The 26,408-nt window shown below is 39.4% G+C and carries 36 protein-coding genes; 7 read left to right on the forward strand and 29 right to left on the reverse strand.

Going from position 1 to position 26,408, the window contains the following annotated elements:
• Positions 1-52 precede the first annotated feature (52 nt).
• The 10 genes from terL to EL121_RS10685 all read right to left on the reverse strand — a co-directional run bounded on the left by terL (position 53) and on the right by EL121_RS10685 (position 4,688).
• Positions 53-1,678 (reverse strand): phage terminase large subunit, encoded by a 1,626-nt coding sequence (terL, locus tag EL121_RS10650; protein WP_039196631.1) that lies wholly within the window; start codon positions 1,676-1,678, stop codon positions 53-55.
• 3 nt (positions 1,679-1,681) lie between these two features.
• The gene (locus EL121_RS11600; RefSeq protein WP_164997543.1) at positions 1,682-1,834 is read right to left on the reverse strand and encodes a hypothetical protein; all 153 of its coding nucleotides are present in this window, start codon (positions 1,832-1,834) and stop codon (positions 1,682-1,684) included.
• A complete protein-coding gene (locus EL121_RS10655; protein ID WP_039196634.1) occupies positions 1,834-2,334 on the reverse strand; it encodes a DUF1804 family protein in 501 nt (166 codons plus the stop codon). Before EL121_RS10655 ends, EL121_RS11600 begins: the two co-directional genes overlap by 1 nt.
• A gap of 9 nt (positions 2,335-2,343) precedes the next feature.
• Positions 2,344-2,598 carry a hypothetical protein gene (locus tag EL121_RS10660; protein ID WP_039196635.1) on the reverse strand — a complete coding sequence of 85 codons (255 nt, stop codon included), beginning with the start codon at positions 2,596-2,598 and terminating at the stop codon, positions 2,344-2,346.
• Positions 2,598-2,855 (reverse strand): hypothetical protein, encoded by a 258-nt coding sequence (locus tag EL121_RS10665; protein ID WP_039196637.1) that lies wholly within the window; start codon positions 2,853-2,855, stop codon positions 2,598-2,600. Before EL121_RS10665 ends, EL121_RS10660 begins: the two co-directional genes overlap by 1 nt.
• Entirely contained in the window at positions 2,848-3,006 is a 159-nt protein-coding gene (locus EL121_RS11605; RefSeq protein ID WP_164997530.1) for a hypothetical protein, read from the reverse strand. The genes EL121_RS10665 and EL121_RS11605 overlap by 8 nt, the downstream gene beginning before the upstream one ends.
• 11 nt (positions 3,007-3,017) lie before the next feature.
• Positions 3,018-3,407 carry a DUF2681 domain-containing protein gene (locus tag EL121_RS10670; RefSeq protein ID WP_039196638.1) on the reverse strand — a complete coding sequence of 130 codons (390 nt, stop codon included), beginning with the start codon at positions 3,405-3,407 and terminating at the stop codon, positions 3,018-3,020.
• Positions 3,407-3,628: a DUF2644 domain-containing protein gene (locus EL121_RS10675; protein WP_018652747.1), complete on the reverse strand. Its 222-nt coding sequence runs from the start codon at positions 3,626-3,628 to the stop codon at positions 3,407-3,409. The genes EL121_RS10670 and EL121_RS10675 overlap by 1 nt, the downstream gene beginning before the upstream one ends.
• 2 nt (positions 3,629-3,630) lie before the next feature.
• Entirely contained in the window at positions 3,631-4,176 is a 546-nt protein-coding gene (locus tag EL121_RS10680; RefSeq protein WP_039196642.1) for an N-acetylmuramoyl-L-alanine amidase, read from the reverse strand.
• Positions 4,177-4,262: 86 nt separating this feature from the next.
• Positions 4,263-4,688, reverse strand: a complete 426-nt coding sequence (locus EL121_RS10685) for a Mor transcription activator family protein (protein ID WP_039196644.1) — start codon at positions 4,686-4,688, stop codon at positions 4,263-4,265.
• Positions 4,689-4,973: 285 nt separating this feature from the next.
• Here EL121_RS10685 and EL121_RS10690 point away from each other — a divergent pair, with 285 nt between their 5' ends.
• The gene (locus tag EL121_RS10690) at positions 4,974-5,204 is read left to right on the forward strand and encodes a hypothetical protein (RefSeq protein WP_039196646.1); all 231 of its coding nucleotides are present in this window, start codon (positions 4,974-4,976) and stop codon (positions 5,202-5,204) included.
• An 18-nt stretch (positions 5,205-5,222) separates the two neighbouring features.
• On the forward strand, positions 5,223-5,396 hold the full coding sequence (locus tag EL121_RS10695; RefSeq protein WP_129545063.1) for a plasmid mobilization protein: 174 nt from the start codon (positions 5,223-5,225) through the stop codon (positions 5,394-5,396).
• Positions 5,397-5,425: 29 nt separating this feature from the next.
• Here EL121_RS10695 and EL121_RS10700 read toward each other — a convergent pair whose 3' ends face one another.
• From EL121_RS10700 to EL121_RS10760, 13 genes are all read right to left on the reverse strand, one after another.
• Positions 5,426-5,857, reverse strand: coding sequence for a hypothetical protein (locus EL121_RS10700; RefSeq protein ID WP_039196648.1), 432 nt, complete (start codon positions 5,855-5,857; stop codon positions 5,426-5,428).
• 90 nt (positions 5,858-5,947) lie between these two features.
• The gene (locus tag EL121_RS10705) at positions 5,948-6,379 is read right to left on the reverse strand and encodes a gp16 family protein (protein WP_039196651.1); all 432 of its coding nucleotides are present in this window, start codon (positions 6,377-6,379) and stop codon (positions 5,948-5,950) included.
• Positions 6,363-6,929 carry a hypothetical protein gene (locus EL121_RS10710; RefSeq protein WP_039196653.1) on the reverse strand — a complete coding sequence of 189 codons (567 nt, stop codon included), beginning with the start codon at positions 6,927-6,929 and terminating at the stop codon, positions 6,363-6,365. The genes EL121_RS10705 and EL121_RS10710 overlap by 17 nt, the downstream gene beginning before the upstream one ends.
• Positions 6,916-7,122 carry a hypothetical protein gene (locus EL121_RS10715; protein ID WP_039196656.1) on the reverse strand — a complete coding sequence of 69 codons (207 nt, stop codon included), beginning with the start codon at positions 7,120-7,122 and terminating at the stop codon, positions 6,916-6,918. The genes EL121_RS10710 and EL121_RS10715 overlap by 14 nt, the downstream gene beginning before the upstream one ends.
• A gap of 11 nt (positions 7,123-7,133) precedes the next feature.
• Complete coding sequence (locus EL121_RS10720; protein ID WP_231554686.1) at positions 7,134-7,388, reverse strand: hypothetical protein; 255 nt, start codon at positions 7,386-7,388, stop codon at positions 7,134-7,136.
• Between the two features lie 10 nt (positions 7,389-7,398).
• Positions 7,399-7,611, reverse strand: a complete 213-nt coding sequence (locus EL121_RS10725) for a hypothetical protein (protein WP_039196657.1) — start codon at positions 7,609-7,611, stop codon at positions 7,399-7,401.
• An 80-nt stretch (positions 7,612-7,691) separates the two neighbouring features.
• Positions 7,692-8,213, reverse strand: a complete 522-nt coding sequence (locus EL121_RS10730; protein ID WP_039196659.1) for a host-nuclease inhibitor Gam family protein — start codon at positions 8,211-8,213, stop codon at positions 7,692-7,694.
• Between the two features lie 9 nt (positions 8,214-8,222).
• A complete protein-coding gene (locus EL121_RS10735; RefSeq protein ID WP_039196660.1) occupies positions 8,223-8,441 on the reverse strand; it encodes a hypothetical protein in 219 nt (72 codons plus the stop codon).
• A gap of 90 nt (positions 8,442-8,531) precedes the next feature.
• The gene (locus tag EL121_RS10740) at positions 8,532-8,843 is read right to left on the reverse strand and encodes a hypothetical protein (RefSeq protein ID WP_039196661.1); all 312 of its coding nucleotides are present in this window, start codon (positions 8,841-8,843) and stop codon (positions 8,532-8,534) included.
• A complete protein-coding gene (locus EL121_RS10745; protein WP_039196664.1) occupies positions 8,840-9,037 on the reverse strand; it encodes a hypothetical protein in 198 nt (65 codons plus the stop codon). The genes EL121_RS10740 and EL121_RS10745 overlap by 4 nt, the downstream gene beginning before the upstream one ends.
• Before the next feature lie 9 nt (positions 9,038-9,046).
• Complete coding sequence (locus tag EL121_RS10750; RefSeq protein WP_039196668.1) at positions 9,047-9,928, reverse strand: AAA family ATPase; 882 nt, start codon at positions 9,926-9,928, stop codon at positions 9,047-9,049.
• A 9-nt stretch (positions 9,929-9,937) separates the two neighbouring features.
• On the reverse strand, positions 9,938-11,908 hold the full coding sequence (locus EL121_RS10755) for a Mu transposase C-terminal domain-containing protein (RefSeq protein WP_039196669.1): 1,971 nt from the start codon (positions 11,906-11,908) through the stop codon (positions 9,938-9,940).
• Between the two features lie 44 nt (positions 11,909-11,952).
• Positions 11,953-12,231 carry a helix-turn-helix domain-containing protein gene (locus tag EL121_RS10760; RefSeq protein WP_039196670.1) on the reverse strand — a complete coding sequence of 93 codons (279 nt, stop codon included), beginning with the start codon at positions 12,229-12,231 and terminating at the stop codon, positions 11,953-11,955.
• A gap of 176 nt (positions 12,232-12,407) precedes the next feature.
• Here EL121_RS10760 and EL121_RS10765 point away from each other — a divergent pair, with 176 nt between their 5' ends.
• The 3 genes from EL121_RS10765 to EL121_RS10780 all read left to right on the forward strand — a co-directional run bounded on the left by EL121_RS10765 (position 12,408) and on the right by EL121_RS10780 (position 16,119).
• The gene (locus EL121_RS10765; RefSeq protein WP_018652728.1) at positions 12,408-13,127 is read left to right on the forward strand and encodes a LexA family transcriptional regulator; all 720 of its coding nucleotides are present in this window, start codon (positions 12,408-12,410) and stop codon (positions 13,125-13,127) included.
• A gap of 190 nt (positions 13,128-13,317) precedes the next feature.
• Positions 13,318-15,072 (forward strand): terminase large subunit domain-containing protein, encoded by a 1,755-nt coding sequence (locus tag EL121_RS10775; protein WP_039196676.1) that lies wholly within the window; start codon positions 13,318-13,320, stop codon positions 15,070-15,072.
• Positions 15,073-15,084: 12 nt separating this feature from the next.
• A complete protein-coding gene (locus EL121_RS10780; RefSeq protein WP_039196679.1) occupies positions 15,085-16,119 on the forward strand; it encodes a phage portal protein in 1,035 nt (344 codons plus the stop codon).
• Between the two features lie 628 nt (positions 16,120-16,747).
• Here EL121_RS10780 and EL121_RS10785 read toward each other — a convergent pair.
• The 3 genes from EL121_RS10785 to EL121_RS10795 form a co-directional block, all read right to left on the reverse strand.
• A complete protein-coding gene (locus EL121_RS10785) occupies positions 16,748-17,053 on the reverse strand; it encodes a DUF4298 domain-containing protein (RefSeq protein WP_039196680.1) in 306 nt (101 codons plus the stop codon).
• 81 nt (positions 17,054-17,134) lie between these two features.
• A complete protein-coding gene (ushA, locus tag EL121_RS10790; RefSeq protein ID WP_039196681.1) occupies positions 17,135-18,778 on the reverse strand; it encodes a bifunctional UDP-sugar hydrolase/5'-nucleotidase UshA in 1,644 nt (547 codons plus the stop codon).
• A gap of 81 nt (positions 18,779-18,859) precedes the next feature.
• Complete coding sequence (locus tag EL121_RS10795) at positions 18,860-19,222, reverse strand: diacylglycerol kinase (RefSeq protein ID WP_039196682.1); 363 nt, start codon at positions 19,220-19,222, stop codon at positions 18,860-18,862.
• Between the two features lie 273 nt (positions 19,223-19,495).
• Between EL121_RS10795 and sstT the strand changes: the two genes are divergently transcribed.
• Both sstT and EL121_RS10805 read left to right on the forward strand, forming a co-directional pair.
• Positions 19,496-20,707, forward strand: a complete 1,212-nt coding sequence (gene sstT / locus EL121_RS10800; RefSeq protein ID WP_039196683.1) for a serine/threonine transporter SstT — start codon at positions 19,496-19,498, stop codon at positions 20,705-20,707.
• 143 nt (positions 20,708-20,850) lie between these two features.
• On the forward strand, positions 20,851-23,148 hold the full coding sequence (locus EL121_RS10805; protein WP_039196684.1) for a DNA internalization-related competence protein ComEC/Rec2: 2,298 nt from the start codon (positions 20,851-20,853) through the stop codon (positions 23,146-23,148).
• Positions 23,149-23,161: 13 nt separating this feature from the next.
• On the opposite strand, the gene queA is transcribed toward EL121_RS10805, so the two are convergent.
• The 3 genes from queA to EL121_RS10820 all read right to left on the reverse strand — a co-directional run bounded on the left by queA (position 23,162) and on the right by EL121_RS10820 (position 26,383).
• Positions 23,162-24,247, reverse strand: coding sequence for a tRNA preQ1(34) S-adenosylmethionine ribosyltransferase-isomerase QueA (gene queA / locus EL121_RS10810; protein WP_039196685.1), 1,086 nt, complete (start codon positions 24,245-24,247; stop codon positions 23,162-23,164).
• Positions 24,248-24,294: 47 nt separating this feature from the next.
• Positions 24,295-25,224, reverse strand: coding sequence for a gluconeogenesis factor YvcK family protein (locus tag EL121_RS10815; RefSeq protein ID WP_039196688.1), 930 nt, complete (start codon positions 25,222-25,224; stop codon positions 24,295-24,297).
• A gap of 94 nt (positions 25,225-25,318) precedes the next feature.
• Positions 25,319-26,383, reverse strand: a complete 1,065-nt coding sequence (locus EL121_RS10820) for an AI-2E family transporter (RefSeq protein WP_039196689.1) — start codon at positions 26,381-26,383, stop codon at positions 25,319-25,321.
• Between the last annotated feature and the right edge of the window lie 25 nt (positions 26,384-26,408).

Consider the following 26,408-nt stretch of genomic DNA (forward strand, 5'->3'; position numbering starts at 1 on the left):
TCCTAATATTATAAAGCCCCCTCTTTAATCAAAGAGGGGGTTGGGGGAGATTTTAATGTCGCCATTTACTACGATATTCGCCATCAAAATCACCCACACTTTCCCATTCAATCGGAGCTGAGCTACTGACTGCATTTCGCCATAACATTTCCAACGCATCCGGCCCGTCATCGTGATCAGCTTTTGGGAAGTGCCGCAACTGGCTTTCAAGGGTAGATTGGCTACGGTGCAACAAAATCAAACCGTTGGCGATATGCGGTTGTAGGCTTTCAATTCGCAACATCTTATCGCTGTTTGGTTTGGTTGCCGTGGCTGGCACAGGCTTGCCACGCTGTGCCGACCGCTTGACGAGTTCCGTTTGTAAAAACTCCTGAAATTGGACTGTCTCCACAAACCAGCGGTGGCAGTTATATTGAGAGTGCAAGCGGATAACATCCTCAATAATCAAATCAGGTAGTCGTTTCTTAATTTGAGCCTCGACCACATATAACTTACCGCTCTCACGATGATAACCGCCCACCAAAATCGCCGACGGATCTCGACTTGCCCCAGCTTTGCCCATAGAAGGGTCTAACGCCCCAAAATAAATCAAATCATCGGGTAATTCCGTCCAATACTGGATACTGTTGGCAAAAATCGCATCATCACCGCTTACAGGGTCATTTTGATATTCGGAGTCAAAAGAACTATGCCCATCACTAGCACGGATTTTCATCAAATAAAGGATTGGGCGAGCCAGCCAAGAAACAATCGCCCCTTTATCCATTTCTGCTTTATGTTGTTGATAAAACAGGTCGGATAACGTATCGTCATCGCCCTCTTCCGAAAGGTAGATATTCTCCCATTCGTCCCAAAGCACCATATTGTCCGGAAAGCGTAAAATGGCTTTAAAATGGGCTTTTTTCCAACCTTTCGTTTTTAAAACTCGGTTAAGTACACTGTCATAATGTAGAATTGTGCCGACATAAATCACATCGAACTTTTCGCCTGCTGCACCTAATTTCAGTACGGCATTTAGCACCCAGTTATGCAACTTGTTACGCTGTTCAGGGGTTTGCACCATTTCATCATTTTCAATATCATCAAGAACGACTAAATCAGGACGATAAGCCCCGTGTCGGCGACCACGCAATTTTTGCCCCGCACCAACGGCTTCAACCTTCTGATTTTTGCTCGTAATAATCGCCCCTGCACGCCATACTTTGCCTGCACCCAACTCAGGAAAATCAACTGCTAAACGAGGATTTGATTCAATCTCTACTTTAATTGCTTCAAGCATTCCGTAAGCCTGCTCACGAGTATCCATTGCAATAATGATGTAGCGTTTTAAATCGCAAACCATACACCACAGCGGAAATAACTGCGTGCAAATGGTTGATTTCGCCTCACCACGAGGGGCTGCAATCGCTTGACGCACCGATTTACTTAGAACACTTACCGAAAGCGGTAAGTTCTCAAATAAGTAATGGTGTAACTGAGACTTGTGTTCAGAACGCACATAATGTGGGAAGTATGCTTGCACAAAATATTCAAATCCGTTTATAGGGTCTAAAACTTTCTGACGGCGTTCGCTAATCGCTTTTGGCGTGTCGTCCCAACCTTCAAAGTTTGCTTCGATATTACGTTGTAGTTGATGGCGTAAAGCCTCCAGTTCTTTTTCAAAATCTTTTACTTTCATGCTTTAAACTGCCGTCGCAACTAATAATAACCAACCCCAGCCATCTTGACCGCTTAGCATTAATTTAACTGCGCCGATAATGCAGGCGAGCTGCACAATCCAACGGAAATAGTAATGCTTATGTACTACGATATTTTTTTCTTTTTTCTCAGCCATTACTTAAACTCTTTTTTAAATTGCACTTCTAAATCGTCCAACATTTCTAAAAAGTCTGGCAGTAAATGCGGTTTCTTCGTTTTAACAATATTTGCCATTAGCTCAATAGAACGCATAGCCGTTGCCATTGCACTCGTTTCTGGTAACAGTTTTTTGCTCGAAGCGGTCATTTTTGCAAAAGAATCTGCAAGTGCGGATAACGCTTCCACTTTTGATGCGGTTGTCATCTCCGTATTTTCTTCAAGTTCCGTCATTAAGGTGCGGTACTTGATTAAAAAGCCAGTCAGCAAACCTTGCGCGATATTCTCAATGCCACCGCTTGCCATCACTTGTACATCACGAGCTTTTTCCCAGTTATCACCGTTCTTTTCCGCCTGTGCTTTCCAGCGTCTAGCCGTACCGAATGATACGCCTGCTTTTTCGGCTGCCATTTCAAGACTTAAGCGGTCAAACACGTACGCACGGCGAACCGCATTTTGCACATCTACATCATGAGCCATTGCACCGTCCTACATACCAAATTTTAAGCGCAATAATTCAAAACCGACCGCAACTAAACCACCGCCTACGCCACCGGCGATAATCGCTTGTTTGCGGTTTTTCTGTGCCATCTCATTGACTAAGCATTGCGTTGCTTGGATTTCACGGTGTAAACGTTCAATTTCTTGGTTTTGCTTATCAACCTTATTATTAAGTTCTGACACAGCACCGTAAATCAGGTCTAATTTTTCCGAATCTGTTTGTTTCTGTTTTCTACGGCTCATTACTTATCTGCCTTTTTATCTAATTTTTGGTTAATCTCTTTAAGCGAATCTAAAACATCATCTAATTTTTCTTTAATGCCACGATTCACTTCTTGCGCAAGCTCTTTGGATTGATACTTACTTTCCATTTCTGCTTTTAATTCTTTGACCGCCTGTTCATTTCTGCCGATGCGGTCAAAAACCACTTTAATTGCAAAGCCAAGCAAAGGAGCGACCACAAAAGAAATCAACATTTGAAACAGTTTTTCATCAAGCATAACGACCTCGCTTTGCACGACTTACCGAGTTTTTATTGCCTTGTTTAATCGCTTCTTTGAGATAATCTCGGCGTTCTGCGGTAATAGGGTTTGCTTGTCTAAATTGACGATTTCGCCACCATTGCTTAATTTTTCTTATCCACTTTTTCACGGCAAATCTCCTCATAAGTCAGATTGTGAGCAAGCACTTGACGTTTCGTTTCCGCCGTGTCCGCACGGCTCGGATAAATCAGACTGAACGTCTCGCACCCCGTGATAACTGTCGTGACTGTCATCTCTGAACCATTTGTGTTGCTGCAACTGCTCATCAACATCGCTACGGCTAATGCGGCGAGTGTTTTCTTCATTTTTTTGTTTAACTTGTGCATTTTTAATTACCTTTTCTTGGGTTTTAATTACTGTCGTTTGCGCCTGCTTTTCAGCTTCCAGTTTTGCATTTTTCTGGGCTAATTCGACCGCTTGTTGTTCAGCTTTGTGTAGCTGCCATTTAAACCACGCCCAAATACATAACCCAAAAGCACCAATAATTACCGCGAGAGTTAATGACACCATTATTCGCCCCCTTTACGTCCTAATGCGTTAGCAAAGCCTTTAGTGGCAACGCCACCACCACAAAACACCGCAAAAACAGTAAATAATTCAGCCACGTTTGAACGGTCTAAATAGACCGAATACCCTAAAATGACTGCCATTAACAACGCACCAAAAAACTGAATAAACGCCGTGGTACTTAATCTGCCGTTGTCGTTTGTAATTAATTCGCTTAGTTTCATTTTTATTCCTTAAATAAGTGTTCTACATTCACAATTTCTTCTGAATGAAGCCATTCCCACACGTCAAAACACGGACAATCCTTGAGCCATTCCCATTTATCCACCTTGCCGTTGTGGTTTGCGTCCGGAGATAGATCACGATGACCGCAAATTTTCGCTCTAGGGTGATTTGCTTCGAGTTCACAGAGTAAGCGGTGTAATGCGTGCCATTGTTTTTCGGTATATTCGCCGTGATTTTTACCATCTGCACGAATACCGCCGACAAGACAAATACCCAATGAATTTGAATTATGACCTTGCACGTGCGCACCAATTTCGCCGACTTGGCGACCGGTTTCGACTGTACCGTCTGTATCAATCACAAAGTGATAACCAAGATGAGCTAAATGCGGATTGAACTGTTTCACTGCAGCGGACGTGCGTTTAAAGCCTCGTTGTTTATGCCAATCATTAATACGTTCGGCGGCGGTTTGTGTATCAGTACGTAAGAGTTTGCCATTTGCGGTGGCGGAGCAGTGGATCACGATTTTTAAAATCGGTAATGACATAATAAAAAAGCCTCTAGTTAATAAAACTAGAGGCTAGAATAAGATTAAGGAAAGTTTTAATGTATCAGATGCGCTTCAACAAGCTATCAGAATAAAGCCTGTTGTTGTGCTTGAGATGTACGACGGAAACTATATACAATTTCCCAACCATGGCGGTCGGAAAGTTTGAATTTCGGGCAAAGTTGTAACATCGCTTTTCTACCTGACATACCTTGTTCTTCGGTCAGTTGCAAGAACTCTTTATAAAATTGTTTATTACGCAACACACGCAAAGCTGCATCACATTTCGGCACATACACAAAACAATTCTGCAGATATTGCGTAAGCTTATCGGCAAGCTCTTTACCGATTGTTTCGACAATCATTTTATAAAAACTTGTGCCGAAATTAATATAAAAGCCCAAACCGCCGAACCGCTTTACTAACGCTTCGGTTGCAGCTAAACCCACTATTGTTACAAATTCTTTCGCAACTTCTGGTAGATAAACTTCAACAGATTCAAATTCGCACATAGACACTCCCTCATTTTTGCGATATTTTGGCATAGCATTTTTAAATCTGTGAATGTTTCTCAAAAAAATTTATAAAAATTTCGATTAAATATCTATTTAAAATACTTTTAAAAGACGGAAATCACTAGCTTGATTATCGAATTTAAAAATCTTAAAAAATAAATTCTTTTTGTATTGACAAATAGAATTTATTTATTTAATATACACCCATCAGTTAAGCAATGGGGCTTAACAAAATCCAAAGGGAAAGACAATCGTGCTAACCCGTCCGACACGAGGTGTATTATGAAAACTTTTAAATTCTATGCTGCAAACATTTCTTTTAACAATGTCTCTGTGGCTGTTTATGAACAAAATGGCAAATACCTGTTACAGGTAGAAAAAGATGGAAGAAAAGTCAAAGGGACAAAACAGGCTGAAATGACAATTGAAGAATATGAAAACCTACCGCACGATCCGTACAATTCTTTTATTAGATTGCAAGCAGCCGGTAATGCTTGCGGATATGAATTTTAAAGAAAACAGAGGAGTTGAGTGAAAAATAAACATGGCATGACTGGGAAACAGAACGCATTGAAAGAGGTTAAAGCTGATGCTCAAATACAAATCAGAGTAACGTCCGATTTCAAGAGAAAATTGCAGGAAAAAGCTAATGATCAAGGTATTAGCTTATCTGCTTTAATCATTAAGGCTTTAGAACAAATATAAAAAAGACCGCTTTAAGCGGTCTTTTATGTTTATTTAGTTTTTTGTTTTAAAATTTTATAAAGCGAATTAACTGACACTAAAGCTTCTGTAGGTGTTGGAGCCATTTTCACAGTAGAAAGATAATTGCTTAGTACATCTTTACAAGATATGTCTTTCGGAGCTTGTCTTTTTAAAGTGCCAATTGTTTCTATAATTTCAAGTGGAGTTACATAAAATCCCTCTTTAGCCAATAAATCATTCCCAATTTGAGATAGAAGCAAAGGTTCTTTTAATCCTTCGCCACAAAGATTTTCTACATTATCCAAAGCGCTAGCAGCGCGCTTCTCAACAATTGATCCAATTGGATAATCACCGTTGCCAAAACTTGCTACTGCCAATTTCTGGGATAGTGTTAAACTGTTTGATTCAGCTACACTCTGAGCTGATGTAGCAATACAAAGTAAAAATAGCAATTTTTTCATTTTTCATCCTTTTTAGTGAGTTACTTTTTTACCAAAGGGATTTTAATTGTAAAAGGAAAGCCCACTTTTTCAAGTGGGCTTTAATAATTATTATTTAACTCTTCGACCGTGTCTTTTAGCACTAACTGCTAACATCTGCACAATTTTCCGTAGCTGTTCCTCTGTGCACCATTGCAAGCGGTTTATTCCGAAAGATTTTTTGCAAATGGCGTGGGCATAATTCCACGGCTTTTGCATTTCAGTTAGAAATGCTTCAATTTTATCCATGTAACGTTTGCGAATTTGATTGACCGGTGCGTTGCCGACATCAGGCTTTTTGCCGTGTTGCTTGCTTTTTACTTTAAACCCCTTGGCTTTCATTGCTTGTAGAACTTGCATTAATTCGCCGTCAGTCATTACGCTGCAACTGTGTTTATCTACTGTTTCGAGTAAAAAACGAGTGTAGCATTCACGATCCATTTTTAATTCCGCCTTACCGATGTGGATTTTCTGAATCATTTGCTGTCTAGTTTGCGGTTGCATTTGCTTTTTTCTCCTGCCATCTTAGCCATAATTGATAACTTTCAGTATTCTTAATGCTGTCTAATTGCCCTAAGGCTCGCATTCTCTCAACGTACTGGATAGCACCTCTTAATTTATCCTCATCATTGCGTGCCGCTTGTTCGGGGCTTTCGTGCTTATGCTGTTTAAAGTCTTTATCACTTCGCACTACGGCAAACTGCACTTTCACGCTTTCATAGACTTTTTTTAGGTAGTTATGATTAGCAAGCGGTTCAATTCTGCCGGATTCTCGCCGGTTTCGGCGGACTTGCTCAACTGTATCTAACAAAGCTCGCTCCAGTACATTAGACGGCTGATAAATTTCTAACAAACTTTGCACCAGTTTTAATGCACGACTGTTTGATAAACTGGATTTTTCAGGCTTAAACAGCCCTAAATACGGCACAACCGCTGCACCGCAACCGTTCCCCATATTGATGACCGTATTTAATAATTCACGACCTGCCTCGTCTTCGATTAACCCCTCAAAATGAATATCGCTGTGGCAAATTGGGCATTTACAGAGTTTCATCTTTTACCTCTATATCTTTTTTAATACCAAATAATCCGCAAGGATGCTCAAACCATTCAGAAACAATCACACAATGTTCGTTATGTTCTACTTTTCGAACTTTTACACCATGGCAACGGTAACGATCTTTCGCACCTTTACTTCGACTTTTACGTTCGGTTACAACACCACCACATTTAGGACATTTATTCATCTTACCCCCCCTTATTCAGTTCGCCAATCTTCTTCCGGCATTAAGTCTGTTACGTCTTCTTTTGCCCACTTTAAAAAATCTTCAATTGTTACTTTTGGATAATTCTGACCGGGTTTAACAGATATGCTGTCATACTGTACAACGCCTTTTCCTAGCCAAATGATTTGTCGATCATTTAAATAACGGCGAAAACCATAGGTTCTTGGGCGTTTTGCCGAGTAAACTCGGTTCACTTCAAGATCTTGTTCTGTTAGTTCTTTAATCACTTAATACCTCCTAGTTAATCACTTTTTGAATTTCATCAAATCGCTGTTTCGATTCTTGCGTTGTAATCTTCGATTTGAGTTCAAACGCTAACTTTCTGCCATTATCCCAAAGCACACCAGCGCCTTTAAAATCGTCTTCTCGTACGTATTTAATCGCTTCTTCAAAAAGCTCAATACAGTTCGCCATCTCCTGACGAAGGTCTTGATTTTCTGTGATTGTCATTTTGTTTCTCCTGTGTTAAAAAAACGCTTTATAAATGCCCCTTAAATCGGGTTTAAAGGGCATTGAAAAGGGTTTTAAAATCAGCGCACTTCTTGCTCAAACGGTGTAATGACAAAATCTTCAACACCTGTTTTAATGGTTACCCCAGCTACTGTGCTAGCAAGTTCAGGCTCATTTAGCATTGCTTCTTTGTTTACCTCTTCTTTTGTGCGAATAAAGCGGGTCAGACCTAATGTATGTAAGTTTTCAATTACACTATCTGCACCACGCACACTTACACTCGGCGGACGTTGGCGCCACTGGACATCACCTGTATTAAAGTTGCCTGTTTTGGTCTTACCGTTGTTTGTCAGCTCATCACGGTGGCTTTCACACCACGCTTGTACTGCTGCCTGCATAGGCTCAAGTTCTGCCTTAATTTCGTTCATTTGAGGTGCATATTCTTCGGTAATTTCAGCTAAGCGGTTATTTTGCTCAATCGCTTTGGCTTCTAATTGTCGTTGTAAATCACCGATTTCTTTAATCGCCACTTCAACTTCATCACGAGTTTGGTAACGCACTGCAAATGTATTGGTTTTAATTCGTGTTGTTTTTTTTGCCATTTCTAACTCCTATTGTTTTAATTTCGGGCAAGTGTAAGGGTAATGTTCAGCGTTAATTTTCGGGGTAATACCACCTTCTTTATGTCCGCTATAAACTAAGTAGATAACGCCATCAATACAGACTTCTCTAATTCTGTGAAAATCGTGGCTTGCTAAGCCTGATTGTGCTGCAACATCACAACCAGCTAAACACATCACACTAATCAATATTGCTGCCATTTTTCGCATTTTTTCCTCCTAAGTATTCCAATGCTTTAATAAATTCACCGGTTTCAACCGTGTTATCAATTTCGTTCATTTTGTTCTCCTAGTTGTTGGTTAATGACGATAATCTTGTGATTCCCAAACCACACGCACACCTTTTACTTGCGTGTGGTTTAAATAAATACGGCGACCATTTTTCACTCTTGAACCGTAATTCTGTGCTTTGCCTGTTTTCATTAAGTAACGAGTAGTTTGGTTATCTCGAGCCACCAAACGAGGGCGTCTAAAATCGGTGGTATCAATTCCTTCCAGTTCAATGCCAATGTGATTGCACTCTAAAACTGCAAGCTCTAAACCAACCGTTACGCCATAAACCACTGCATTGTCAGGGCTAAGCGGTCGTTCAATTTCTTTATATTTACTCATTTTCTATCTCCAACTTCTTCACGACCGAGTTTTACAATGCTTAAACCTTTTCCGGTACGCTTTGCATAACTCGGAGTGGCGAGTTTTCTAACGGTTTCTACTGAGATATTCATACCTAATGCGATTTCTATTGCCGTGCCGTCCATAATGTATCGTTCGCCAGCATAAGCCGCATAAATTTGCTTTACTGCCATTTCAGCCCCCTAATTGATCAACATTCCCGCATATTGCTTAATCATCTCTGCATTGATTTCCGCACCGTTAATCTCTGCCGTTCTTACCACGCCACGCATTAGCTTGCTTAATCGTCTTGCGTTGCCTTTTGCCGCTTTTAGTAGCGTGTCGTTATATTCACTTGTTCCTAAAGCTCTTTCGGCTAATAACGCTAAATCGCTTTCTGGTAACTGGTTGCCGAGGTCTAACGCAAAACTCACTCGGCTATATAACTGTGCTAGCTCGTTGTTTTTACCTTTAAGATTGATAAGTAATCTCGGCATACCGGCTAACACTACGCCTACACCTGTCAAATCGTGGATGCGGCGGATAAATTCGAGGGAGCGAGTAGATAACAGCTCGGCTTCATCGACGAGTAACACACGTTCCGAGCCTTTGAGTTTTGCGGTAATCGCTTCAAGTAACGTGTCATTTGTGCCTGTGTCGGTTGTGCCGATGGCTTTTGCGATACGTTTTAATAACGTTTTAGGCACACAACTTGGATCAACTTCAATCAACACCGCACCGCTGTTTTCTTTCGCATACTGTTTCAACATTTGCGTTTTGCCTAAACCTGCACCACCGAAAATCACATTTAACTCGCCTTCAACGTGTGCGTATTTGATTACATCCATTCCACGGCGAGCTGTGAGGGTTTTAACAAACTCCGTGCTGTATTTCGATTCGGTAACTTTTTCTTTATGACGAGCGATTAAGGCTTCCACCTTTTCGTCAATCTGTTGCACGTTACCGGCATAAGTGCCTTTTAGATAAAGACTGAGGGTAGCAATAGAGATGTCTAACATTTGCGCCGTTTGCTTTTGTTGTAAGCCACGTGCTTCCATAAATTCTTTTAATTGTTGGTTTTTCATTTCAAACTCCTAGCCAAAGGCTCTTTGTCGTTCTTCCCACTCTTCTTTTTCTGCTTGAGTTAGGAAAATTGGGGTTGCTTGTTTTGCCTGTTTCGCTTTGTCAGTCATCACAAAGCTAAACGCTGGCGTATGTTCAATCGTTCTAACTGGGTTTAATTCCGCTTGAATTTCGTCTGCTTGTTCTTGTTTGAGCTTCATTCTGCGGTTCGCTCGTTCTTTGCGAGCTTTATCTACAAACGCTTCAGGGAATGCCGCACGTTTATTGCCATCAAATTGGGCTTCGCAGATAAATCTGCCGTCTAAGTGGCGAACAATCACACTTTCCGCATTGTGAATATCAAAACTCACGGTTACTTTTTCACCGTCCACTTCGATTAACTTCTGATTAAAGTAATCATTGTTAAATACGGATAACCAGCCACGCTGTGCAGTACGAATGACTTGCGGTCTGAACATATCTCTTGCTTCAACCGGTGTGATTTTCAGCACTTCAACATCTTGTAAGAGTTGAGCTCGTTTTCTTGCCGGTGTCGTACCGATTTCTCGATGGACGTGTTCGTTGTTGTACCAGTCAATCGCTTGCTCCACCGCATCAATAAACTGTTGCCAGCTTGGCAATTTACCTTTTGCTCGTTTTTGTTTATCGGTCAGTTCTGTTTTGCCTTGGCGTAAGGCTTTTTCTAAACTCACCACACCGGTTGATACTTGGCGAACTGTTTCACGGTCTGCCCCTGTGCCGTGGTAAGTGTCAAATTGTCGAGCAATTCGCAACGCAATAGTTTGGTTTACTCGTTCGATAATGCCTCGCCCTTGCGGATTGCCCGGTATCCCTGTTTGATGGTTAATGCCTAATCTCGGCAAAATCCCTGTAATATCTGCATCAAGCGTCCAGTTCTTTTCACCACCACCATTATCTGAGTAGTAAATCGCCGGAATACCGTGTCGCTCTACGCCGTAGCGGATTGCATCTGCGACTGCGATACAGTTCTCAGCTAAACTCACCGACCAACCCACTAAGAAGCGGCTTGCAGCATCCATCACCATAGTTAGCTCAGGAATAAACGGTCTGCCGTGGTCGGGGTGTGCCACTTTCATCTTCATTGAGTGTCCATCACCAACCCATACATCATTAGCCTTTAATACCGACCAATCACGCTTCACATAAGTATTCATCGCTCTAAGTTCCGCCCCAGTTTTGCGACCAACCGCTTTAAATAGCTGGCTAAATTTACTCATCACTCGGCGAACTTGATGTATGCTTGGCATTAACTCCAACCATAACGGCTGGTCTGCGTAAGCTGTTTGCCAACGCCAAGCAAATTCTTCGTAGGCTTCTGCAATATTTACGCCATTTGTATTGCGGTAAACCGCTAAAAATTCTGGCAACCAGTTCAATTCAGCCACATCAACGGGCTGTCTTACTTGTGGTGCAATGATTTTTAATCGTTGCTCAGCGTTATCTGCTTTGCAGTAATCAATTACCCACTGGTTAAGTGTGCGTTCGCCTACTGTGCGTTTTGCGTTTGATTTAGCGTTAGCCACTACAACCAATTCCGCTACATCTGCTGGTAGCTCGCCATTTTTTGCAAGATTGCAGAAAAATTTAACCGCTTTAATTCGGGACATTCCGCTGTCTTCCAGCTCAAGCACTTTCGCTACTAGAGCCATTCGAGCATCCGCAATATTGCGTTGTTTATTTGTTAAAGAACTTAAATCAATTTCGGCTCGTACTACGGGGAGTTTTGGCTTACTTTTGATGACCGATACCGCAAAGCGGGAGCGAATTTCATTTTGAACTTCTTCCGGCATTGAGCTGAGAGCATATTCATATCCACCGCCTCTGCCTGTTCGTTTTTGTGATTGCCAGCTTTCTCTTACCGATTTTTCAAGCACATTTTTATGAGCACTGGGTAAGCTAGATAACTTAAAACTTAATAACTCAGCCACCGAATAGTGCGTTTTTAAACTTAACTCACTCATAAACGTTCTTCCTCTATATCTTTTACGTTCAAGATCATTTATGATTAAAACTTATTAGTTAAGGTTGGTCGCCGATTACGTTCAATACGTTCTGCAGTTCGTCCTGCCCAAATTACTTCAGGAGCTACTCCTATTGCACTTGCGATTAGGCGTTCCATTTTGGGGTAAGACTTATCTAAAGCTGATTTCAATGTGCTATAACTAACACCTCCTTCATCAGCCAAAGAACGTAGCGTCCAACCTTTTTTACGAAGTCCCGCAAGAATATCGGCTCTATGCCAATCACTCTGTGCGGTTTTTTTAACGTCGTTTAATACACTCATTTAATACACTCCTATTTACCTATCCAATGCGTGCATTAAACCGTAAAACTTTAAACAAATCAACCGTAAAACATTATTTTTTAGAAAATATTTTTGGTTTATTCATAATTTATTTATAAATCAATGGTTTAAGAATATGTTTTACGAGTAAAACTTAACTACTAGGAACGTAAAAGATGAGTAAACCAAACATTTACGATGAAAAATTTTCAGAAAGAATGAAATTTATCGCAGAAAAGAGTTTTAAGAGTAATTACAGTGAGTTCGCCAGAGCGGTAGGAGTTGCTCAAGCATCATTAGCACGTTGGGTGAAAGGTGAAGCAGATCCATCTCGCTCAAATTTAGTAAAAATAGCGGAAGTGTCAGGCGCTAGTCTTGAATGGCTGGCAACAGGTAAGGAACAACAACCACAAACCAGCCAAAGCATTGTGGGAAAAGCGTTTCAGCAGTTAGAAGTAATGCGTGAAGAAGCTGTTTCAATGATTGATAGCTTTGTTTCTATTCATGTTTCAGCAGGTTTTGGGAGCTTTAATGAGGGTGTGACCAAACCAGATGGGCAAGAGCCTTATGCGGACAGTCTTTTGCATAGCCTTGGCGTGCAGGCAAAGCATTGTGCGGTTTTCTGGGCGAGCGGTTCTTCTATGCAACCGACTATTACTGATGGCGACCAGCTCTTAGTTGATTTAAGCCGTAATGAAGTACGAGGTGATGATAAAATTTATCTTGTTCAGAATGGTGACAGCGTGTGGGTAAAACGTGTGAAAATGTTGTGGGACGGCGTGGAGCTAATATCTGACAATAGAGAAGAGTACGAACCAATTAAAATCAGCAACCAAGAAGCACAGAACCTGCAAATCATCGGGCAAGTCGTCCACGTTGGACATAAGCTAATTTAAAACTATTTTAAAATCAGTTTAAAACCGATCATTACTATGCAAAAAATAGTGCAATTTTTTTCATTTTTTCACTATTTTTGCTCATTTTGTTTTTTGCATAGTTTTCCATAACAAAAATGCGGAGAGCCTTGATTTTATTAGCCTCTCCGCATTTTTTTGCGCCAAATTTTTTTATCTTTATCTATGTAAAATAGATCACTACCCCACAGATGCTGATATAAAGCGGCAAGCGCAAGTTAAATATTGGAATGGTTTTAAAGTGGCAGAAATCTCTCGGCAACTCGGGATTCCTGCCTCAACTATATCGTCTTGGATAAAACGTGAAAAGTGGGATGACATCGCGCCAATTGGGCGAGTTGAAATTACGCTTGAAGCAAGGCTTTGCCAGTTAATTTTAAAAGAACAAAAATCAGGGACTGATTTTAAAGAAATTGATTTGCTTGGACGTCAGATTGAGAGAGCTGCACGAGTTAAAAAATATTCATACGGTGAGGGCAAAGAAAGCGATTTAAATCCAAAATTGAAGAATCGTTCTAGCGGTTCGGGGAAATCATCAGAACCAAATGCAATTAGTGAAGAGCAAGAAGAATTATTAATTAATGGTTTTTTTGAGGGTATCTTTGCGTATCAGCGCAAATGGTATGAAGCGGGTTCGCACCGTATTCGGGAAATCTTGAAAAGCCGTCAAATTGGTGCGACGTGGTATTTTGCTCGTGAGGCATTTATTGATGCTTTAAAAACGGGACGAAATCAAATTTTTTTATCGGCAAGTAAAAAGCAGGCTTTGCAGTTTCGCTCATATATTAAAGATTATGCGAAACAAACAGCCGGTGTTGAATTAAAGGGCGAAACGATAAAGTTGCCAAATGCCGCCGAACTAATTTTTTTAGGTACAAACTCGGCAACAGCACAGAGTTATCACGGCAATCTATATTTTGATGAATACTTTTGGGTGCCAAAATTCGGCGAAATGCGAAAAGTAGCTTCGGCCATGGCATCACAAAAACAATATCGTCAAACCTATTTTTCGACTCCGACAACTATTTCAAGTGAGGCGTACCAATTTTGGTCGGGTAAGTCATTTAATAAACGCAGAACAAAAGATGAGCGAATTGAAATTGATATTTCGCACGATAATTTGCGAGTGGGCAAGTTATGCGATGACCGACACTGGAAACAAATCGTTAATATTTATGATGCTCAAGAGGGTGGTTGTAATTTATTCGATATTGAAGAATTAAAATTCGAAAATTCCCGCGAAGAGTTTGAACAATTATTTTTATGTCAATTTGCCGATGATAAAACGGGAGCGTTTAAATTCGCTGATTTGCAACTCTGCCAAGTTGATAGTTTTGAGGAATGGTCTGATTATAAGCCTTTTTACCAGCGCCCATTTGGTAATCGTGAGGTTTGGCTTGGTTATGATCCCGCTTATACCGGTGACCGTGCCGCTTTAGCCATTGTAGCACCTCCTCGTGTAGAGGGTGGTGATTATCGAGTATTGCATTATCAAACATTTCACGGAATGGATTATGAAGCACAAGCGAGACAAATCAAAGATTATTGCGATAGCTACAATGTAACTCGTATTGCGATTGACAAAACCGGACTGGGTTCGGGAGTCTATCAAGAAGTCAAGAAGTTTTACCCAATGGCTATCGGTCTTGATTACAACGTAGATTTAAAAAATGAGATGGTACTTAAAACCCAAAATCTTATTCAAAAACGCCGTCTAAAATTTGACGGAACTGAAATTATTACAAGCTTTATGACAATCCGCCGGCAAGCAACACGGAGCGGTCGTCAGATGACATATGTTTCTGACCGTTCTGAAGAAGCAAGTCACGGCGATATTTCTTGGGCGATTATGAACTGTATTTTAAATGTCGAGTATGGCGAAAGTTCGGGCTTTGGGTCGTCATCTTCAGTATTTAGCTTTAGCTAGGATAAAAAACTAATGAAAACAAACAACACTCAACAAATTCACGGCACATCAACAAATCAAGAAGTTTCAGCTTTTTCGTTTGGTGACCCTGTACCTGTTTTAGACCGTGCGGAAATTTTAAATTATTTTGAATCTGTTTTGATGCATTCAAAATATTACGAACCACCGATTAACCCGAGCTATTTAGCTAAAGCCCTGAATGCTTCAACACATCATCAAAGCGCAATCAAAGTTAAAGCTAATATTCTGTTATCGACTTGTGTAACAGATAGGATTTTACCTCGCTCACAATTAGAACGATTCATTATGGACTTTTTAATTTTCGGGAACGGCTACCTTGAAGCGGTGAAGAATACGTTTGGTAAGATTGTGCAGCTTAAAGCTCCGCTTGGTAAATATATGCGTAGAGGCACCGAAGTCGGGCAGTATTATCAAGTCGTAAACGGATTTGATGAATTTGAGTTTGAACCATTTTCGATTTGCCATGTTGTGCAACCGGATGTAAACCAAGAAATATACGGTCTACCTGATTACTTAGCTGCGTTACAATCTGCGTTTTTAAATGAAAGCGCAACATTATTTAGACGAAAATATTATTTAAATGGTGCTCATGCCGGTTCTATTATTTATATGACCGACCCAACTAACAGCAAAGATGACATTGACGAGATTAAGCGTCAATTAAAAGAGACAAAGGGTAAAGGGAATTTTAAAAACCTCTTTGTCTATATACCAAATGGTAAAAAAGACGGTATGCAAATTCTGCCGCTTTCTGATATTGTCGCCAAAGATGAATTTGCAAATATCAAGAATGCTAGCCGTGACGACGTATTAGCATCTCATCGTGTGCCGCCTCAACTGATGGGGATTGTACCAACAAATACAGGCGGTTTTGGTGACGTCGAAAAAGCCGCTAAAGTATTTTTCATCAATGAGATAAAGCCTCTACAAGAGAAATTAAAAGAGATTAATGAGTGGGTAGGGCAAGATGTGATTAAATTTACTGGTTACGCTTTGCTTGAGCTTGATGACAGCAGTAAAAAATAAAATATAGATCTTTGTGACAAAAAGCTCGCTAATATGCGGGCTTTTTTATTGCATAAAACAAGGGTTCGTTTCCTTTTATAAATAAATATTCCCCTAGTGTATTATACCAAATACACCAATTGCACAAAGCAAAAAACTTTATTTCGCCCTGATTTTTCAATGATTTCCACCAGTAAAAAATCGCTGTCATATCCTCGCCTCGCCCGCGCATTAAACGTGTCGATTTTTACGCAAGTGCAAAATCAGATCTACACCAAGCCACACAACGCTTTAAACAGATCTTTTTTACTCTATTTTTTTACGCAAAATTACGCATAACAATGCAAAAATTACGCATTGTTTTTGAAATTGTGGTATAAACCCCGCTTGTTTTGAGAATGGAAGTAAAAATGGCAATATAAATTTGCTTTGAAATGCTGAAAACCCGCTTAAATAATAGTGTTTTCATCAATTTTCGAGAGTCGGTACACGCCTCCATTTAAAAATTCAATATATCTTACTTAGTAATTTTTCTATAATAATCAATTAGTTACTTTTAGTCTATCTTTAAAGTTATCTCTTTATTTTTATGCTATTTTCTAAAAATAGTAGTAATTTGGGTAGTAACTAGAATAGCAACGTCTTATATTTATTCTGCTTCATTAGCAACGAAGTTAGAAAGTATTTCATATAACTGCTTGGCGAGGCTATATTGCTCTGTAACGGCATTCCAAATTGCGTCCTGTGAGAGAACACTGTAATTTCCATGAGTCTCCAGGTGGATATTGTCTGCGTTATCGTAGAGATCTAGCCACAATGGGCTATGATAGAACTCATTGAGTTGCTGAATAAGCTGATAGGCTTCTTCCCATTGGCTAAGGCTTTTTTCTAATTCAGGCAAGAGTTTAAGTAATTGACCGTAATTATCTTGCATTTGTTGAATATGTTTTTGCATAACTGAGTTAACCTCTTTTTATGTTAATAATATTATGATAACAAAAAAGCTAAGCATATCGCTTAGCTTTTTGTTTAGTGTTTACTTAAAGATAATATCTTCTTTAGGATCAAATTTACTTGCATCAATGACTTTGTTTTCTTCAAAGTATTTTTTCAACATTTCTGCATCAATAAAGCCGGTATTTACGTAGCTAGGGTGTTTTTTCATTACTGGGTAACCATCACCACCAGCAGTTAGATAATCCGGAATAGATACTTTATATGTTTTATTCGGATCAAACGGTTTTCCTGCAATTTTAACATTTGAGATCGCTTTCGCCGTACGATCTACAGTCATAGAAATGCCTGCAAATTGAGGATATGCGCCTGTATCAACTTCTTTTAATGCAACAGTCGTTAAGAAATCTAATAATTCTTGCCCCTTAAGATCAACGGTAGAAATCATATTACCGAAAGGTTGAACTGTTAATAAAGTTTTATAAGTCACTTTGCCTTCTTCAATCGAAGCACGCACACCACCAGAGTTCATAATACCGATATCTGCTTTCACACGTTCTTTTTGTGACTGTGCGATTAAACGCCCTAAGTTTGTTTGAACGAAGCGTACATGTTCACGTTTACCGTCTAATAAGCCTTTTACTTCGCCCACTTCAACACTTAATAACTTATCGCCTTCATCTTGATATTTTTTTAAGTGATCAAAGAGAGCTTGATCTACTTTAATTTCTGGTTGGTAAAGTTGGTATTCCTTTTTACCGTCTTCTTTTTTGATAGTTTTTTTCAAGTTAATCGGAATAAGTTCATATTTAACCAGTGTTGTTTTACCGTTCTTAAATTCGAAATCAGCACGGCCTACATATTTACCCCATTCTCCGGCTTGCATAATCCAAGTACCATTTTGGAAATCAGGTTGACAGCTTTCGCCCGGGGTATATTTCGCTCTAAATTGACCTTTTTCATCAAAGCATACGGTGTCATGAGTATGGCCTCCGATAATGATATCAAATGCACCTTTATCTAAAGTCCTTGCCATGGTGACATCGCCCGGTGCATTGCTACCATGTTTACCGTCTAAATACCATCCCATATGTGTAAGAGCGATACGCACATCTGGTTTTTCAGAGTTATTAATTTCAGCTAACGTTTCTTTAGCGGTTTTAATCGGATCTTTAAAGATAACATTTTCTGTCACCTCCGGATTGCCTAATTTACCAGTATCTTCTGTGGTTAACCCGACGACGGCAACTTTCAATCCTTGCTTATCTAACATGACATAAGGCTTAGTTAGTTCTTTTTGAGTACGTTTGTTGATTACGTTTGCAGAAATAAGTGGGAATGTGGCCCATTTCTCTTGCATACTTAATATCTGAAGTGGGAAATCAAATTCATGGTTACCTAATACCATCGCTTCATAACCAATTGCATTTAAACCTTCATAATCAGGACGAGCATTTTGCATATCGGATTCAGGTACACCGGTATTAATATCACCGGCATTTAAGATAATTGTTGAGCCGCCTTTGGCTTCAACTTCTTTTTTAATATTATCAATTAAGGTTTTTTGGGCAGCGAGACCATATTCACCTTTATCATTTTGCCAAAAATGACCATGGATGTCGTTAGTGTGCAGAAGAGTAAAAGAATAGGTTTTATCTGTTTGATATGCCATTGCAGATGTGGCTGAAAGCAGGGCAACAGAGAGAAGTGTTTTATTAAATTTCATAAGAACCTCAAATTTAGATTGATATGCAAAAAAATAGGCACTAGATAAATAGGTTTCCTATAAATCTATTGCCCATATGAATTAAAAAATAATGATAAGTAACCATGTAATAGCTAATAACATCATAGCCATAAATACCGCTGCTGAGCCGATGTCTTTTGCTCGTCCTGATAATTCATGGAAATCAGAACCGATCCTATCTACGACAGCTTCAATTGCGCTATTTAATAATTCGGTAATTAGTACTAGAAATACAGTACTTAGCAGTAAAATTTTTTCAACGACATCGTTGCCAAGTAGTAATGCGAGAGGGATTAAAATCATTGCACACCAAATTTCTTGGCGAAAGGCGGGTTCATTAATGTAAGCTGCTTTAAGCCCTTTCATTGAATAACCGGCAGCACGAATAACACGTTGAAAGTCTGCTTTATTTTCAGGTTTCATTTTATTTCTCAAATAGTTTTATTAACAAAAATGCGTGACATTCTACCTGAAAGGAATCGGTTGCGGAATGTATTTTTCTCAGTTTAAGCCTATTTATAATGGTTTTATATTAAGAAATAATAAATTTTAATCGTGAATATATAAAAATCTAATAAAAATGCATAAGTAACTATTCCCAAAAAGTCTATTTTCCGTTAATCTCGAACCTTCATATTTACCAGGTGGATAGACGGCTACCGTTTATTCTTTTTTAGTCTTTAATAGCAAAATATTATGAGCAACTCATCTTTATCTTCAAAAATTTTCGGGGGCAACTTAGTCTTACGTATCGCCATCGGTTTAGTGCTAGGTTTATGTTTAGCATCTGTTAATCCTGAGTGGGCAAAAAGCGTTGGCGTATTAGGTCAATTTTTTGTGAAATCACTTCGTGCAATTGCACCGATTCTTGTATTTGTATTAGTACTTTCTGCAATTGCAAATAAAGAAGTAGGTTCAGACAGTAAATTAAAACCAATTTTAGTAATGTATATTTTAGGTACATTTGTTGCTGCGTTAACAGCGGTGGTATTCAGTTTCCTTTTCCCAACAACATTAGAACTTGTTTCAAATCCGGATAATTTAAATCCGCCGCAAGGTATCGGGGAAATTATTAAAACAGTCGTATTCAATTTAGTTGATAACCCGTTACAAGCATTAGCAAATGCTAACTTTATCGGTATTTTAGCTTGGGCAATCGGTTTAGGTATTGCGTTACGTCATGCTGCGCCAAGTACTAAAACATTTTTAAACGATTTTGCAGAAGCAGTATCTTATGTTGTTAAAATTGTGATTGCTTTTGCGCCTATCGGTGTTTTTGGTTTAGTTGCTGAAACAATTGCAACGAATGGTATTGATGCTTTTGCCGGTTATGCTCGCTTATTGGGTGTATTACTTGGTTCAATGGCATTTGTAGCATTTGTGCTAAACCCATTAATCGTATATTGGAAAATCCGTCGTAATCCTTATCCATTAACATTAACTTGCTTACGTGAAAGTGGCGTAACCGCGTTCTTTACTCGTAGCTCGGCTGCAAATATTCCAGTGAATATGAACCTTGCTAAACGTTTAGGTGTACGAGATGAAATCGCTTCTGTTGCAATTCCGCTTGGTGCGAATATCAACATGGCGGGGGCGGCAATTACCGTAACCGTATTAACATTAGCGGCGGCTTATACTCAAGGTATTCACCCTGATTTTGCAACAGCGTTATTATTAAGTATTGTTGCTTCGATTTGTGCGTGTGGCGCTTCTGGTGTCGCAGGTGGTTCGTTATTACTTATTCCGTTAGCATGTAGTTTATTTAATATTCCAAATGATATTGCGGCACAAGTAATCGGTGTTGGCTTTATCATTGGTGTGATTCAAGATTCTGCGGAAACCGCATTAAATTCATCAACAGACGTATTATTTACTGCATCAGTCAGCATGGCAGAAGATAATAAATAAGTTGTACAAATATTCTACTAAATTTACCAATGTAATTTATTGGAATCATGGATATTAACTTTTGCGATCCGGATCGCAAATTTTAGTTTCACTTTTCACAAGCGGTCGAAAATTTAGCATACTTTGCAAAAAGGTAATTTGCTATGAATTTCGACCGCTTTGTTCTTATCCTTTCGTTATTTTTTCTTCCGTTACTTTTCTTACCTCGAGAATGGCTTACTTATGGCTGCTATGTGGCAGTTTTGATAATTGTTATAGGAATATTTCGTAAACAAGAGTTAACTATTTTGTTAGGCGCTTTAACACTAGTAAGCTATTGGCAAATTATCAATATATCAAGTAATGCAAACAAATACGCAACATCTTCTCAGCAATTGTATCAATTTCAAATTCAGAAAATTATTAAGCAGGCTGAGTTTCAAACAGCGTTTGCTAAGTTAGAAAATGGTGATGTTATTTATTTAAACTGGCAGTCGGATGAACCGTTAGAATTAGAACAATATTATCAAGCGAATCTTAAGATACGGTCTATTTCTTCTCGTTTAAATATCGGAAATTTTGATCGGCAGCGTTGGTTCTTTGCACACCATTTAAATGGTAGTGCAATAGTCAAGAAAGTGAATAAACTGACTTCTCCACATTCTAGCTCTCTGCGTATTCAATGGCTGGAATATGTCAGAAAACAATTAGAGCCATTTCCTTCTAAAGGACTATTACTGGCATTAGCTTTTGGTGAACGTGCTTGGCTAGTTAATTCAGATTGGCAGCTGTTTCAACAAACTTCTACCGCTCATTTAATTGCTATTTCCGGCTTACATATTGGGCTAGCGATGGGAATTGGATTCTGGTTGGCAAAGTGCATTCAGTGGCTGTTTTTGCGAGTAGGAATCTTATATGCTAGAAGTATTTCTATCTTTTTTCCGAGAGGAGTGGGGCTAGTTTTTGCTATTTTCTATAGTTATTTATCCGGTTTTGCAATTCCTACCTTACGAGCGTTACTAGCGATTTTTCTCGTCTTATTATGTCAATGGTTACGCCGCTATTACACCGCTTGGCAATTATGGTGGCGTATTGTTGCATTATTACTTGTGCTTGATCCTCTCACAATTCTATCGGATAGCTTTTGGCTATCGGTTCTAGCCGTACTAAGTTTAATTATTTGGTATGCATATTTCCCGCTTGCCAAGCTTTTCCCTTTTTGCAAAAAATGGCAGAAATTTAACCGCTTGTGGCTTTCGTTAGTACATTTGCAATTGGGGATTTTTCTTGTGTTTTCTCCAGTACAATTCTTCTTTTTTGAGGGAATTTCCCCTTGGGCATTCTTAGCAAATTTATTGATTGTACCGTTATATAGTTTGTTGTTAGTACCGTTAGTTATTTTTTCATTGCTAACGAACAACATGTTAAATAGCTGGGCTTGGGCGGATTGGCTTGCCCAAGGTAGTTTGAAAATGCTTTCTTTTCTCTCCGCCGATTGGATAGTATTAAGTCAAAGTGAGCAACGTTATTTATTAGCTTTGAATGCTTTGTGTTTGCTGGCGCTTTATCTCTTACAAGAAAAGTTATTCATAAAATATTGGAAACAGTCGGGATTATTTGTCGTAAGCAGCAGTTTTGTGATTTCTTTCATCAAGTTTCCGATTTCACTGGAATGGGTAACATTTGATGTCGGACAAGGGCTTGCACAGGCACTTGTTTATCAAGATAGCGGTAAAAAACGAGCCATTCTTTACGATACGGGTGCAAGTTGGAAAGATAAATCGGGGCGAACAGGTTCAATGGCTCAATTAGAAATTTTGCCTTATTTGAAGCGTAATGGTATTCAAGTAGAAGCCGTTTTTTTAAGCCATGACGATAATGATCACTCCGGTGGAGTGGAAGATATTCTTGCTGAATATCCTCAAGCACGTCTAATTTCGGCAAGTACTCGCCGTTATGCAAAACATGATCCTGAAACCTGCGTCGCCGGTCAAACATGGCAATTTGGGCAATTTGAATTAAAAGCGATTTATCCGATATCACGAGTAAAACGCGCGAAGAACGAAGATTCTTGCATTATTTTGGTAAAAATAGACCGCTTCTCTTTGCTGTTTACCGGCGACACTACATCGGCAAAAGAAAGTTTATTTGCTCATCAAATCGGGCAAGTTGATTTCTTACAGATTCCTCATCATGGCAGTAAAACGAGTTCCAGCTATACTTTATTAGCTCAGACAAAACCGCAAATTGCTATTATTTCTGCAGGACGATGGAATCCTTGGAAAATGCCTCATCAGCAAGTATTAGCACGCTTAGCACAACAAAATATTAAAACTTTTAGTACTGCAACGGTAGGAATGGTCAGAGTGAGATTTGAGAAGGGGAGTTGGAAGCTAGAGACGGCGAGAAATATTAGAAGCCCATGGTATCGAGAGACTTATGGGCTTCCCCAAAATAAATAATTGCCTCTTTTAATTAAGGCACATCATTTAATGCATTCGGATTTTTTGAAATAAACATGGCATCGCCATAACTAAAGAAGCGATATTTCGCTTCTACCGCATGTTGATAAGCTTTCATTGTGTTGCGGTAACCGGCAAATGCGGAAACTAACATAATTAGCGTTGATTCAGGTAAATGGAAGTTTGTGACTAACGCATCGACAATACGGAATGTTTTGCCTGGATACAGGAAAATACTAGTATCTGAGAAAAACGGTGCAATCAATTTACCTTCTTGCTCGGCAGCTTGAGCGGCACTTTCGATCGAACGAACAGAAGTGGTACCAACCGCAATAACACGTTTGCCGGCTGCTTTAGTTGCTAAGATTTGATCGACAACTTCTTGGCTTACTTCGGCATATTCAGCGTGCATTTTGTGATCCAAAATATTATCTACGCGTACCGGTTGGAATGTACCTGCGCCAACGTGTAATGTCACGAACGCAATATTAACTCCTTTTGCTTTGAGCTTTTCAAGCGTTGGTGTATCAAAATGCAAACCGGCAGTCGGTGCAGCCACCGCACCTAAAACTTTACTATAAACGGTTTGATAGCGTTCTTGGTCGGCATCTTCATCCGGACGATCAATATACGGTGGTAATGGCATATGACCGGCTTGTTGAAGTAAATCAAACAGAGGTTGTTCTTCGTTGAAATGTAATTCAAACAATGCCTCATGGCGTGCAGCCATAATTGCTTTAAAACCATTACCTTCGCCGAGTTTATCTTCACCAAGTACAAGTTCCGCCCCTTCTTTCGGTGCTTTTGAAGCACGCACGTGAGCTAAACAACGATGCTCATCCAAAACTCGCTCAACTAAAACTTCTAATTTTCCGCCACTGGCTTTACGTCCATACAAACGTGCAGGAATTACACGTGTGTTATTGAAAATCAGCAAATCGCCCTCTTCAATTTGAGCGAGTAAATCAGAGAATTGTTTATCGGCAAACTCACCTGTTTCGCCGGTTAACTGTAATAAGCGGCTAGCAGTACGTTCCGCAGTTGGATAACGAGCGATAAGCTCGTCAGGTAAATCAAAATGGAAATCAGAAACTAACATGGAAAAACCTCTATAAAAACAGACTGCCCCTTAAAAGGGGCAGATATTTATGTATTTAGTAATTCTACTATATCATTGATGGCTTTGCTGAGCTTATTTCGATCATGGCGATAAGCAACATCGTCATCAGATAAAACTTGCTTTAACACTTTAATATTCGCCGGTAGATTACTATAGGTGGTTGGGACGGTAATAATGCCATCTAGGCGGTTTTTACCAATCCGAGTTTCCAACCATTCTACACGATCCGCAAGTGAAAGAGAGCCGGCTGGCCCCGATTCTTGCTGAATATTATCAATAAAAATAACCTTTGCTTTACTATGCTTAATCGCATTTGATATTTCATCAATCAATAATGATGGCATGATGCTGGTTAAAAAGCTGCCGGGGCCAAGTACGATTAATTCTGCATTTTTTACGATATCAATTGCTTCCGGTGTCGCATTTACCTTAGGAATTAGCAATAAATTTCTCGGAATTTCTTCAAGCGCATCCACCGAAACTTCGCCGACAATGGTTATACCTGATTTTAGTTGAGCGGCTAAATGTACCGGGGATTCCGACATTGGAATAAGACCGGCTCGAACATGCAATAACTCTCTCACTAGGTTAATACCTTCAAGCGGTCGAATTTTCATATTTTCTAGCGCTTTTAGAATTAAATTACCTAAGTTATGTCCTGCAAGTTCTCCCGCACCGCCGAAACGATATTCAAATAATGCAGAAGCGACGGTGGGCTTGATAATAATTTGCGTTAAGCAGTTACGCAGATCACCCCAAGCAATACCACCGTGCTGGGAACGAATACGGCCGGTAGAACCACCATCATCTGTGGTGGTAACAATACCGGTAAGTCGTTTCCCAAGGAATGATAGTGATGATAATACTCGACCTAAACCGTGTCCGCCGCCAATGGCAACCACCTGACTCATACTATTTAAATAAGGATGACGAGAAGATAGTTTTTGTTCAGGCATTTATTTTCCTTTTTATTATTGAACAGAGACTATAGTTGTGTTTGCATTGTGCCACTGAACGGAATATTTTTATTAATTTCTCGTGATGATAAATCTATACGCAATCTTCTTCATTTGAAGGTAACGCATTAACAACGGCTTTAACCAATGTTGCAAGAGGAATTGCAAAAAATACACCCCAAAATCCCCATAAGCCGCCAAAAATTAATACTGCTACAATAATAGTTAACGGATGTAAATTGACTGCTTCTGAAAATAAAAATGGCACAACTAAATTTCCGTCTAGTAGTTGGCTGATCACGAAAGCGAGCAGTAAGTAATAGAATTCAGGTGACAATCCAAATTGAAATAAAGCAACTAAAGCAACCGGTATCGTAACTAATACCGCACCGATATAAGGTACTAAAACGGATAATCCTACCGCTACCGAAAGCAGTAACGGATAACGTAAATCAAAGAATAAGAAGAGAGCATAGGTCGCAATACCAACAATCAAAATTTCTAAAAATTTACCACGGATGTAATTTGCAATTTGTTGCTGCATTTCAAACCATACGTTTGCTGCTAAACGACGATTTTTCGGCAACATACGCACAAAAGAACGCACAAAAAGGTGTTTATCTTTTAACAAGAAAAACACCATTAACGGCACTAAAAATGCGTAAATACCCAATCCCACTAGACTGATAATAGAGTGGACAGACAAAGTTAATAAAGATTCCCCGAAACCTAAAATTTTTGTCTTCAAATTGCTCATCAAGGTGTCTAGCATGGCATAATCAATTAATTCGGGATAATGTTCCGGTAATGCTTCTAGCCAAGCATTTAATAAATTGAACATAGAGGGAAGATCTCGAATAAAAGTGACCGCTTGGTTCCACAAGCTTGGCAACATCACTATAAACAGAAAAATAAGCAGTGAGATAAATCCGCCTAGCACAATTGCCAAGCTCAGAAAACGTGGAAATTTAAAGTGTCGCGTAAGAAAACGAATCGGCCATTCAAGTAAGTAGGCAAAAACAATCGCCACTAATAACGGCATAATCAGATCGCTGAAGAAATAAATGATACCGAATCCAATCAATAAAATACCGAGTAAAGCGACTGTTTGCGGATCATTAAATTTCTGTTTATACCAAGCTTGGAACATTTCAAGCATTCTATTTCCCTCTAATAAATTTGAA

The organism is Actinobacillus equuli (assembly GCF_900636745.1).
Taxonomy (GTDB): domain Bacteria; phylum Pseudomonadota; class Gammaproteobacteria; order Enterobacterales; family Pasteurellaceae; genus Actinobacillus; species Actinobacillus equuli.

What these genes read in the sequence shown, in the direction of transcription:
- terL (WP_039196631.1), bottom strand. Translation starts at nt 1,678, where the DNA reads ATGAAAGTAAAAGATTTTGAAAAAGAACTGGAGGCTTTACGCCATCAA.
- EL121_RS11600 (WP_164997543.1), bottom strand. Translation starts at nt 1,834, where the DNA reads ATGGCTGAGAAAAAAGAAAAAAATATCGTAGTACATAAGCATTACTAT.
- EL121_RS10655 (WP_039196634.1), bottom strand. Translation starts at nt 2,334, where the DNA reads ATGGCTCATGATGTAGATGTGCAAAATGCGGTTCGCCGTGCGTACGTG.
- EL121_RS10660 (WP_039196635.1), bottom strand. Translation starts at nt 2,598, where the DNA reads ATGAGCCGTAGAAAACAGAAACAAACAGATTCGGAAAAATTAGACCTG.
- EL121_RS10665 (WP_039196637.1), bottom strand. Translation starts at nt 2,855, where the DNA reads ATGCTTGATGAAAAACTGTTTCAAATGTTGATTTCTTTTGTGGTCGCT.
- EL121_RS10670 (WP_039196638.1), bottom strand. Translation starts at nt 3,407, where the DNA reads ATGGTGTCATTAACTCTCGCGGTAATTATTGGTGCTTTTGGGTTATGT.
- EL121_RS10675 (WP_018652747.1), bottom strand. Translation starts at nt 3,628, where the DNA reads ATGAAACTAAGCGAATTAATTACAAACGACAACGGCAGATTAAGTACC.
- EL121_RS10680 (WP_039196642.1), bottom strand. Translation starts at nt 4,176, where the DNA reads ATGTCATTACCGATTTTAAAAATCGTGATCCACTGCTCCGCCACCGCA.
- EL121_RS10685 (WP_039196644.1), bottom strand. Translation starts at nt 4,688, where the DNA reads ATGTGCGAATTTGAATCTGTTGAAGTTTATCTACCAGAAGTTGCGAAA.
- EL121_RS10690 (WP_039196646.1), top strand. Translation starts at nt 4,974, where the DNA reads ATGAAAACTTTTAAATTCTATGCTGCAAACATTTCTTTTAACAATGTC.
- EL121_RS10700 (WP_039196648.1), bottom strand. Translation starts at nt 5,857, where the DNA reads ATGAAAAAATTGCTATTTTTACTTTGTATTGCTACATCAGCTCAGAGT.
- EL121_RS10705 (WP_039196651.1), bottom strand. Translation starts at nt 6,379, where the DNA reads ATGCAACCGCAAACTAGACAGCAAATGATTCAGAAAATCCACATCGGT.
- EL121_RS10710 (WP_039196653.1), bottom strand. Translation starts at nt 6,929, where the DNA reads ATGAAACTCTGTAAATGCCCAATTTGCCACAGCGATATTCATTTTGAG.
- EL121_RS10715 (WP_039196656.1), bottom strand. Translation starts at nt 7,122, where the DNA reads ATGAATAAATGTCCTAAATGTGGTGGTGTTGTAACCGAACGTAAAAGT.
- EL121_RS10725 (WP_039196657.1), bottom strand. Translation starts at nt 7,611, where the DNA reads ATGACAATCACAGAAAATCAAGACCTTCGTCAGGAGATGGCGAACTGT.
- EL121_RS10730 (WP_039196659.1), bottom strand. Translation starts at nt 8,213, where the DNA reads ATGGCAAAAAAAACAACACGAATTAAAACCAATACATTTGCAGTGCGT.
- EL121_RS10735 (WP_039196660.1), bottom strand. Translation starts at nt 8,441, where the DNA reads ATGCGAAAAATGGCAGCAATATTGATTAGTGTGATGTGTTTAGCTGGT.
- EL121_RS10740 (WP_039196661.1), bottom strand. Translation starts at nt 8,843, where the DNA reads ATGAGTAAATATAAAGAAATTGAACGACCGCTTAGCCCTGACAATGCA.
- EL121_RS10745 (WP_039196664.1), bottom strand. Translation starts at nt 9,037, where the DNA reads ATGGCAGTAAAGCAAATTTATGCGGCTTATGCTGGCGAACGATACATT.
- EL121_RS10750 (WP_039196668.1), bottom strand. Translation starts at nt 9,928, where the DNA reads ATGAAAAACCAACAATTAAAAGAATTTATGGAAGCACGTGGCTTACAA.
- EL121_RS10755 (WP_039196669.1), bottom strand. Translation starts at nt 11,908, where the DNA reads ATGAGTGAGTTAAGTTTAAAAACGCACTATTCGGTGGCTGAGTTATTA.
- EL121_RS10760 (WP_039196670.1), bottom strand. Translation starts at nt 12,231, where the DNA reads ATGAGTGTATTAAACGACGTTAAAAAAACCGCACAGAGTGATTGGCAT.
- EL121_RS10765 (WP_018652728.1), top strand. Translation starts at nt 12,408, where the DNA reads ATGAGTAAACCAAACATTTACGATGAAAAATTTTCAGAAAGAATGAAA.
- EL121_RS10780 (WP_039196679.1), top strand. Translation starts at nt 15,085, where the DNA reads ATGAAAACAAACAACACTCAACAAATTCACGGCACATCAACAAATCAA.
- EL121_RS10785 (WP_039196680.1), bottom strand. Translation starts at nt 17,053, where the DNA reads ATGCAAAAACATATTCAACAAATGCAAGATAATTACGGTCAATTACTT.
- ushA (WP_039196681.1), bottom strand. Translation starts at nt 18,778, where the DNA reads ATGAAATTTAATAAAACACTTCTCTCTGTTGCCCTGCTTTCAGCCACA.
- EL121_RS10795 (WP_039196682.1), bottom strand. Translation starts at nt 19,222, where the DNA reads ATGAAACCTGAAAATAAAGCAGACTTTCAACGTGTTATTCGTGCTGCC.
- sstT (WP_039196683.1), top strand. Translation starts at nt 19,496, where the DNA reads ATGAGCAACTCATCTTTATCTTCAAAAATTTTCGGGGGCAACTTAGTC.
- EL121_RS10805 (WP_039196684.1), top strand. Translation starts at nt 20,851, where the DNA reads ATGAATTTCGACCGCTTTGTTCTTATCCTTTCGTTATTTTTTCTTCCG.
- queA (WP_039196685.1), bottom strand. Translation starts at nt 24,247, where the DNA reads ATGTTAGTTTCTGATTTCCATTTTGATTTACCTGACGAGCTTATCGCT.
- EL121_RS10815 (WP_039196688.1), bottom strand. Translation starts at nt 25,224, where the DNA reads ATGCCTGAACAAAAACTATCTTCTCGTCATCCTTATTTAAATAGTATG.
- EL121_RS10820 (WP_039196689.1), bottom strand. Translation starts at nt 26,383, where the DNA reads ATGCTTGAAATGTTCCAAGCTTGGTATAAACAGAAATTTAATGATCCG.